Genomic DNA, 8,261 nt, shown 5'->3' with positions numbered 1-8,261 from the left:
GCTTTTCTATAACATCAACATCGGTCTCGGCTAGCCCCATATGGAACTGTGCCAGAATGATGGGATCCTTTAGGGTTTCCGCTACTTTGCTTTCGGAGCATGTACCCTCAAAAGCAATATAGGGTCCTGCCATGACATCGAACTTGAGGAGCAAGATTGTTTTAATGCCACATTCCTGCAACGGATAGGAATTTAAGAACAAGGTTTCACCGATCACAAATCACGCCTCCCTTTCCGTTCTTTGCACTAACTCAAGAAACGCTTCCTTAACATTTGCACCTGTTGCAGCGGAAGTAGGAAAAATGATTGTGGAATCGTTAATTTCAAGATGACTGGCAATCATCTCAGGAGATAATGTGTTAGGTAAATCTTGTTTGTTAATACAAACCACATATGGTAGACGTAATTCACCTATAATCAACTGGTGTATATTCTTGGCGACTGCTAAGGCTTCTTCATTAGAAGAATCAATAATCAAGAAGGCACCAGTTGCTCCTTTCCACCAGAGTTTCCAGAGAGGTTGATAGCGCTGTTGACCTCCCAATTCCCAATTAACATAACACTTACCATTATTCAAGGGCACTTTATAAAAGGCAACTCCTGGCGTCGGCATATATATGCCAGAAGAATTTAACTGAGTTTCCTCAATTACACACTCAAGACAGGATCCAAAGGTGCTTTTTCCAGCTCCTGCTGGCCCCATTAGTAAAAATTTCAATACTTTTTCTTGCTTACTAGTTACCTTTGTCTTAGATAACTGTGTAATTCCCATTACCAGTTCACCACTGACATTTGATAGCGGTCTATTTAAAGTCCGCGTTTTTGTATGCCAGCTGACGCTTCTTTATTGGAGAATAGAATATGCTGAGACTTACATTTTTAAACTGAGATTTAATGAGACGAAATCTAGAAATAAAGACGTTCGTTTGAAGTTTTAAGAAAACAGTACGCTAGTTAAGAACAAAAAATAAAGGAAAACACTTTAGAGAATTTGCATTTAAGTGAGTGTCAATTACAATTATTGGAGATTCAGTCAGAAAAGAAAAAGTTATAAATCTTGTATGCTTGCTCCAAGATGCGAATAGGCGATTCAAAAAATCTCCTTTCTTAAAGAAAAAGAATTCGAAAGGTAAGTCTCTCAATTTGAATAAGCCAATAAAAGGAATATTATTTGATCAGCAACTCTTTAACGGTTTCCTTTGGTGAGATATTGTTATGAATGTCCAGATACTTGAAAAGACACAAGATATGTTACGATTTATATTAGAAGATGTAGATGCCTCTTTTGCAAATGCTTTCAGAAGAGTTATGATAGCAGAGGTACCTACTTTTGCTATCGAAGATGTCATAATCATTGAAAATACATCTGCTTTGTATGATGAATTATTAGCTCATAGGCTTGGATTAATACCGCTAAAGACTGATCTTGAGTCTTTTGTCTTACCACAGGATTGCGGATGCGGGGGAACTAATTGCCCGAGATGTTCCGTGACCTTAACATTAGTTAAAGAGGCAAAAGAAATAGATAATCAAGGTGATAGTGTAATTGTATATTCAGGGGATCTTGTGTCGCAAGATCCTGAGGTTGTTCCAGTAAATGATTTAATACCTATTGTTAAACTGGCAAAAGGTCAACGCACAGAATTAGAAGCAATCGCACAACTAGGAAAAGGAAAAGTACATGCAAAATGGCAACCAGTAGCAACTTGTTCCTATAAATATATTCCAATTATTGACTTAAAAAAACAAGAATGTACAGAATGCGGTGATTGTGTAGAAAGTTGTCCAAAAAGCATTCTTAGATTAGAAGAAGGTGGATTAATAATTCAAAACATGTTAGATTGCATTTTATGCAAATTGTGCGAGGATACATGTGATTTTAATGCAATAAAAGTACGATGGGACAATAGAATTTTTGCGTTTTCTGTGGAATCTACTGGAGCATTATCTCCGGAAAAAATTGTTAAAAAAGCTGTAGAAATACTCCAAGGAAAGGCAGAAGCATTCAAAGAAGAAATCGAACTAATTCAAGAGGGTGAAAAATCTGAAATCTACAGGTCCAACTAATCCTAATGTGCAATCTATAAGAAGATACTTACGTAGAAGTGCACATAAATGGCATGCTAGCATTTGGAGGGATGTCGACAACTATTTACAAAAGCCTCGTAGAACCAATGTAGAGGTTAATCTTAGTAAAATTAATCGTCTAACGAAGCAGGATGATATAGTAATTGTTCCAGGAAAAGTATTATCCTCTGGTAAACTCTTGCATCATGTTACTATTGCGGCTTTAAATTTTTCTCAACATGCAAGAGAAAAAATACTCTTTAGTGGCGGTAAATGCCTTACTTTACAAGAACTAATAAAACAAAATCCAAAGGGATCGAACATTAAGGTCATTACATAATCAAATTGAAAAATAATTTAATTAATCCTTGTAATTTAACTAAATCTCCTTTCGGTGGTCTAAGAATGAATGAATTGGTCATCAACGCAGAAAATAAAATAGTTGGTCGATTATCAAGCTCAGTTGCAAAAAGATTACTACTTGGCGATAAAATTATTATTATAAATGCAGAAAAAGGCATTATTACTGGAGATCCAAAAAGCATATTGCGAAAATATAAAGGAAGGTTACAAATAAGGACTGCAACCGCCCCATGGAAAGGACCACTACATCAACGTATGCCTGATAGATTTCTTCGTCGTATAATACGTGGAATGTTACCTTGGGATACACCTCGCGGAAGAACAGCATATGAACGCCTAAAAGTGTATATGGGTACACCAAAACATCTTAAAGATGTTCCAATCGAATCTCTCCCTAAGATTGAATGTAAAACTATCAGAAAGAAAGTCTATCTATCTGAGATATGTAAAGAGATTGGATGGTCTCCTTCAAAGAGGGAATAATATGCCTAAAGTTATATTAACATCAGGAAAAAAGAAAACAGCGATTGCTCGGGCTATAATCAGACCAGGTAAGGGTAAAATACGAATAAACAAGATTCCTTTAGAAATATTTGAACCAGAGTTATGCAGATGGAAAATTATGGAACCAGTGATACTAGCAGGCACAGAAATTATCAACCAAATTGATATAAACATCGATGTCAGAGGTGGAGGGTTTATGGGGCAGACAGAGGCTGTTAGAACTGCCTTAGCAAAAGCCATATCAGAATGGACAGATAAACCCGAGATTAAGCGAAAATTCCTAGAGTATGACCGAATGCTTCTTGTTTCAGATGCCAGAAGGAAAGAACCGAAAAAATTTGGTGGCAGAGGAGCGAGACAGCGCTTCCAAAAATCCTATCGATAGACCTTACTTGAAATTAATATTTGAGATGTTCAAATATGGTATCGAATAAGGAGAAAACGTCTAGATAAACAAGGTCATTCAGGTAAGAACTTTCTTAATTGAGGCGCTATTTTTCTTGCTGTCTCAAACGCACTTAATACTTCAGGTAGCTTAAAAGTTCCATCTCCTCCTTTTTGTAATGCACAAAGATTTCCATCTTGAGTAAATGTAAAGGTTATTCGCCCTGTCATTGCAAATTCTTCTTTAAGACATGGATCAACTATCGTAGCACCATTCATTTTTGCTATGGTGACAGCAATGGGATGGTCAACTATAGGGAGTGGAATTGTTTCTTCAAGATATTCAATTTCGTTATCTTTTTTGATTTCTAACTTCGGCATTTTTGCTGTCATAAGAGCAGCCATGACTGCTAAGGCAGAAGCATCAATGAGATTTCCATCATGATCTAAGGCATAAATATCAACAAAGACAATCCATACTTTTTCTCCCTCAATAATACACAACTTTTTCGTATCAACAGCATGTGATTGTCTCACGCCTCGGTCGACTACTCTTGCTAATTCAATCCCTACTTCTGTAGGAGGTCCACTTTCAAAGAAAGGGGAAGCAATTGGTGCAAGTTCTGCACTTACAGTGACAACACCCTCATCGGGCATATCAGGGTATGGAGTACCCATTTCCATTTTAATTCCTGCTAAAACTCTGGTATTGCCTAAAATTACATCAGCCGAGCCGTTCGCTTTTTCAATAGTGTTGGTCTTTATTGTAATTTCCCTAAATTCATCTAGCGAACGTTCATCAATACGATTGCCCTTGTTTACAAGTTTTTCAATATAGTTTTGTTCGATTTCAGAAAGGATTTTCTCAGACTTAACCATTTTAATCACCTTCTTCGGAGATATCATCCTCAGAATCAGTTTCATCGCGAATCTCAGCATATTTGTTCTTCAATGTTTCTTTTTGCATTTCGTAGATATTTTTGCAGCCAGTAATAGCTAAATTCATTGCATCTTCAAACTCTTTTGGTGAAAATGATCCATCCATTTGAAGCAATGTAATCTCTTCTGTTCGAGGGATAAATGCTAAAGGAAGATCTGCCTCACCACATTTGTCTTCAGTGTCATCGAGATCTAAAACAAGTGTCCCTTCAATTTTTCCAGCAGCACATCCTGCTACTAAATCTTTTAGTGGTACTCCTGCGTCTGCAAGAGCTAAAGATGCGGCAGTGATGCTAGCACATCGTGTTCCTCCATCCGCTTGTGTAATTTCGATATAAATATCTACAGCGGTTCGAGGAAACATAATGGAAAAAATTGCTGGCTCTAATGACTCACGAATGACCATGGATAATTCCTGTTCCCTTCTACTTGGAGCAGGGCTTTTTCTTTCATTTCAGCAGGCTATTTAGAAATTGAATGCCTTCTACTGAGAAAGATGCCATTCGATAAGTACACCTTACACGAGCTTTATTTGGTAAGGCTAAATGACGCGGATGTAACTCTCGTGGACCATATACAGCCGCGTAAATCTTATTTCTTCCTTGTTCTACATAACTTGATCCGTCAGCCGTTTTAAGCACACCAATCTCCATTTTCATTGGTCTTAATTCATCAAATTTGCGACCATCAGATCGGATACCTTCATCAGATATAAGTTTAAGAGGTGGTACCGACTTTTTATCTACCATTTCTTCTCCTCCTTTTCATTTTCCTATGATTTCATATTTACTTCCTAACACATTCCAACACTTAAGAAACTAAACGTTTATTCAAAACCGAAAAGGGTCATTCTGCTCAGAATTAGCGACTCTTATTCTCCAAATAAATCGCCTAATTTTTACATATACATTTATTTTAATCTATCGCATCAGTTTTAGGATGTCATCTATTAGGTCAACGTGACTTAAAAGTATTCTTCGACAACAATATCTTGTTATATTTAATTCATCTAATATTTCTTTTGGAGATTCGCCTTGTTTTATCTTCTGAGAGAAGGGTATCCACTTATCTCCAATTACCTTTCCACATGTGAAACAACGAATGGGAATGATCATCTTATAACACCAAAATCTACTGAACGCGTTCTATCTGGAGAATATTGGCATTCTTTTTTAATCTTTTCGTTCCTACGAAATCAGCGAGAAAACCCACCGTTATTAATTTTGAAGCCATTGATTATATTAAATAGCCATTTTTTCCTCTTGAGCAAGTTTATGAGCTAAACGAAGTGGCTCTGGTAACTTATAGCCTTTTAAAGAACATTTTACTATTCTTAAGCAACTATCAATAGTTATTAGGTGTCCTGGCGAAACAATGATGGGCTTACAACCCTTTTTTGATAGAAAAATTGCCCCCACCCTTCTGCCTTTATAACTTACGTAGCAATATGATCCTACATTAGTTGGTATTTCACAAACCATTCCATATAGAAGTTTAGTAGCTATGCCAATGGTTGGTATGCTAGTAAGGACGCCTATATGAGATGCGTATCCATAAAAGAGTGGATGAGCAATCCCATGACCATTAATCATTAGGACATCTGGGCGTGTATTAATTTTTTCTAGGAGCGCTAAGGTAGGAGGTCCCTCTCTAAATGCGAGAAAAGTAGGGATATAGGGAAAAACAACTTTTTGTTTTATTGCTTTTCTCTCTAAGATTTCTAACGTTTTAAACTTAAGCGCAACATAAGCAACTATACAAGTAGTATTTTTATATGACAGATCTACTCCTGCTAACACAACGGGAGTACCAAACTTGTCTTTAAGAATAACTTTTTTAGCAAGATACATCTGTTCTTTTCCAAGAGAATCAAGATCAATTGAGTTATATTCAATCTTTTCAGAGAATCTTTTCATCAAACATTGAGTGATAACCCTCTTGGTTTGAAAGTTCAAACACATCCCTGTTTTGCATAAATTTCTGTATTGTTAAACAATTTCTCGTTATGAACCATAATATACAATTATTTCAGAGTTAATGTCTCCTAAAGTGATTTTGTTTCCATAAGAATACCAATAAATACAGGACCTCTAATATCGATTTTTTTTCCTTTTGAAGTGATAATTCTCCTTGTAGGTTCTTCTATTGTTAAATTTATATCAGCTGCATTTTTAACCATTCTTACTCTTAACGTATACTCATTTCTGTCACTCTTTAGTAGATCTTCTATATCTTTTGCTGCTTTGGCAACTACAGCATCTAAATATCGAATTCCAGTCGACTGACCTTCCTTCTTTAACTTTTCAGTTGGAACCACTCCGATTATATTTCCTTCAGAGACCAAAATTTCATTTAATGCGGCAGGGCCTAATAGTTTGACATCAGGATCAGGTTCCCAAACATAGATTTGCGTGAGTTGAGATTCAAAATGTTTTTGCCATGCTAATACTTTTGTTGGAGAACTGTCATCCTTATGTTCTTCAGCGATATTTATGATCGCCTGCATTATTTCTTTTCCAAGATCTGTTTCTGGGCTTTCAGTTAATTTAATCCCCTTTAGAAGTTCTTCATCTTTTAGATCCACTCTAGAGTAAAAATAAGGATAAACAAGTTGTCGGATGTCTGTTTCGCCAGTTTCGACCATAACAAAACGTTCCACTCCAAAACCTGCATTAAATACTGGATATTCTATTCCGAAGTTTGCAAGTGCTATTGGTGAATAAAAACCTAAATCTCCTATTTCAATAACTTCTCCAGTCTTTGGATGTTCAATAAAAATTTCTGATTCTGTTTGAGGAGCATAATATTTCGATGTAGCTCGTTTTTTTGCAAAGATGACTTCTTTATATCCAAGTTCTTTCAAAAAATCTTCAACAACAATTTTACCATCTTCTAATGTCATATCTGCCATGATTACATACGAGATAGTATAACTTGAGTAAAGATGAGTGCTATCTAGTTTCTGCTCTCTTCGGAACTTTGGGCCTATGCTAAATAGTTGTACTGGGAGAGGTTGCAAATATTGGATCTTGGCTAATGCTGGAAACCATAATGCTGTGGTATGACTCCTTAATGTCAGTTTTGTAGGGATTGGCTCAAGTCTTTTCATTTCTGAGAAAACAGAATCAATCATCTTACTTGCATCATCTTCTTTCACTTCTAGATCTGAAACAATAACTTCAAGCATATTATCGGCTTCAACTTTACCCGCTTTGTATTCTCTGAAGATTTTTTGTAATTCAGAAACCTTTTCAAATCCAGGGATAATTTCTTGAATTTGTTCAAGTTTCTCTTTGGAAATTCCGATATCAGGTCGTGGTAACCCTGCTAAATAGAATATACGGTCAAGAATCAGGCATGCTTCAGGTCCATATTCGCGAAATATGGTTCCCTCATCTACGATAATTGGTAAAACAGTTTCCTTAAAGCCTAGTCTCAGTAATGTTTTTCGCGCTCTTTCAATAAATGTAAATATTGGATGTGGTTTTCCCTGTGGCTTTAAACGTAAAAGCCTTCCTTTTTCTTTTAAAAGGCTTTTAGACATGAGCCAGGCCTTTTCATAATCCTTTTCCATCTCTGCTTTCAATTTTTGCAGATCAAACTTTCCCATTTTGATTCCCATTCTTAATTCATTGTTATCATAAGTAAGCACAAGCTCTATGCTCAATGATGAATGATAAGTGGAGTTTATATATTTTCTTTATATCTCCAGAGTGAATAGCTGAAAGAATCGAAAAAGAAGCGGAAAAAGTGAATTTCTTTGTTGGAAAGAGATTTCTAGGCTCATCCACAAAGAGTACAAAGGTCGTATTAGGTCAATTACCCCAACCTAAAGGGTAGGGGCTTGTTCCGTGAGGAATGAGAGCAATTAGTTGATTAGCCTAAGAGAGGTCATACAGTTTATGGCGGTATCTGAGTTATCAGGAGAGTTCAAGAACACACCAAGGGATGCTTCTCTAGTCCCTTGCTCTGTAAATGATGGTTTAAACAGAGAGGAAACTCTC

The 8,261-nt window shown here is 36.3% G+C and carries 10 protein-coding genes and 1 pseudogene; 4 read left to right on the top strand and 7 right to left on the bottom strand.

All coding sequences use genetic code 11. The features are described from left to right. Together QVB70_RS12580 and QVB70_RS12575 are read right to left on the bottom strand one after the other, a co-directional pair. A partial coding sequence (locus QVB70_RS12580) for a hypothetical protein (RefSeq protein ID WP_287586786.1) occupies window positions 1-217 on the bottom strand: 217 nt, incomplete at its 3' end. A gap of 3 nt (window positions 218-220) precedes the next feature. Next, the gene (locus QVB70_RS12575) at window positions 221-772 is read right to left on the bottom strand and encodes a GTPase domain-containing protein (protein WP_287586783.1); all 552 of its coding nucleotides are present in this window, start codon (window positions 770-772) and stop codon (window positions 221-223) included. A 443-nt stretch (window positions 773-1,215) separates the two neighbouring features. Between QVB70_RS12575 and QVB70_RS12570 the strand changes: the two genes are divergently transcribed. From QVB70_RS12570 to QVB70_RS12555, 4 genes are all read left to right on the top strand, one after another. After that, window positions 1,216-2,067 carry a DNA-directed RNA polymerase subunit D gene (locus tag QVB70_RS12570; RefSeq protein WP_287586780.1) on the top strand — a complete coding sequence of 284 codons (852 nt, stop codon included), beginning with the start codon at window positions 1,216-1,218 and terminating at the stop codon, window positions 2,065-2,067. Continuing rightward, window positions 2,036-2,407 (top strand): 50S ribosomal protein L18e, encoded by a 372-nt coding sequence (locus QVB70_RS12565; RefSeq protein WP_287586777.1) that lies wholly within the window; start codon window positions 2,036-2,038, stop codon window positions 2,405-2,407. Before QVB70_RS12570 ends, QVB70_RS12565 begins: the two co-directional genes overlap by 32 nt. Window positions 2,408-2,472: 65 nt before the next feature. Further along, window positions 2,473-2,913, top strand: a complete 441-nt coding sequence (rplM, locus tag QVB70_RS12560) for a 50S ribosomal protein L13 (protein WP_287586775.1) — start codon at window positions 2,473-2,475, stop codon at window positions 2,911-2,913. 1 nt (window position 2,914) lies between these two features. Further along, a complete protein-coding gene (locus QVB70_RS12555; protein ID WP_287586773.1) occupies window positions 2,915-3,319 on the top strand; it encodes a 30S ribosomal protein S9 in 405 nt (134 codons plus the stop codon). 74 nt (window positions 3,320-3,393) lie between these two features. On the opposite strand, the gene rrp42 is transcribed toward QVB70_RS12555, so the two are convergent. The 5 genes and pseudogenes from rrp42 to sepS all read right to left on the bottom strand — a co-directional run bounded on the left by rrp42 (window position 3,394) and on the right by sepS (window position 7,867). Beyond that, window positions 3,394-4,197, bottom strand: a complete 804-nt coding sequence (gene rrp42, locus QVB70_RS12550) for an exosome complex protein Rrp42 (RefSeq protein WP_287586771.1) — start codon at window positions 4,195-4,197, stop codon at window positions 3,394-3,396. A 1-nt stretch (window position 4,198) separates the two neighbouring features. Beyond that, window positions 4,199-5,006: pseudogene (gene rrp41 / locus QVB70_RS18480) on the bottom strand (exosome complex exonuclease Rrp41). 171 nt (window positions 5,007-5,177) lie between these two features. Then, on the bottom strand, window positions 5,178-5,372 hold the full coding sequence (locus QVB70_RS12535) for a DNA-directed RNA polymerase subunit N (protein ID WP_287586766.1): 195 nt from the start codon (window positions 5,370-5,372) through the stop codon (window positions 5,178-5,180). A 126-nt stretch (window positions 5,373-5,498) separates the two neighbouring features. Continuing rightward, window positions 5,499-6,173: an endonuclease V gene (locus tag QVB70_RS12530; protein WP_287586789.1), complete on the bottom strand. Its 675-nt coding sequence runs from the start codon at window positions 6,171-6,173 to the stop codon at window positions 5,499-5,501. Between the two features lie 128 nt (window positions 6,174-6,301). Continuing rightward, window positions 6,302-7,867: an O-phosphoserine--tRNA ligase gene (gene sepS, locus QVB70_RS12525; protein ID WP_287586764.1), complete on the bottom strand. Its 1,566-nt coding sequence runs from the start codon at window positions 7,865-7,867 to the stop codon at window positions 6,302-6,304. Between the last annotated feature and the right edge of the window lie 394 nt (window positions 7,868-8,261).

Source organism: Candidatus Borrarchaeum sp. (assembly GCF_019058535.1).
In the GTDB taxonomy this organism is placed as follows: Archaea; Asgardarchaeota; Sifarchaeia; order Borrarchaeales; family Borrarchaeaceae; genus Borrarchaeum; species Borrarchaeum weybense.
Note: the sequence above shows the minus strand (reverse complement) of the source record. Positions and strands in the feature narration are given on the sequence as shown.

What these genes read in the sequence shown, in the direction of transcription:
- QVB70_RS12575 (WP_287586783.1), bottom strand. Translation starts at nt 772, where the DNA reads ATGGGAATTACACAGTTATCTAAGACAAAGGTAACTAGTAAGCAAGAA.
- QVB70_RS12570 (WP_287586780.1), top strand. Translation starts at nt 1,216, where the DNA reads ATGAATGTCCAGATACTTGAAAAGACACAAGATATGTTACGATTTATA.
- rplM (WP_287586775.1), top strand. Translation starts at nt 2,473, where the DNA reads ATGAATGAATTGGTCATCAACGCAGAAAATAAAATAGTTGGTCGATTA.
- QVB70_RS12555 (WP_287586773.1), top strand. Translation starts at nt 2,915, where the DNA reads ATGCCTAAAGTTATATTAACATCAGGAAAAAAGAAAACAGCGATTGCT.
- rrp42 (WP_287586771.1), bottom strand. Translation starts at nt 4,197, where the DNA reads ATGGTTAAGTCTGAGAAAATCCTTTCTGAAATCGAACAAAACTATATT.
- QVB70_RS12535 (WP_287586766.1), bottom strand. Translation starts at nt 5,372, where the DNA reads ATGATCATTCCCATTCGTTGTTTCACATGTGGAAAGGTAATTGGAGAT.
- QVB70_RS12530 (WP_287586789.1), bottom strand. Translation starts at nt 6,173, where the DNA reads ATGAAAAGATTCTCTGAAAAGATTGAATATAACTCAATTGATCTTGAT.
- sepS (WP_287586764.1), bottom strand. Translation starts at nt 7,867, where the DNA reads ATGGGAAAGTTTGATCTGCAAAAATTGAAAGCAGAGATGGAAAAGGAT.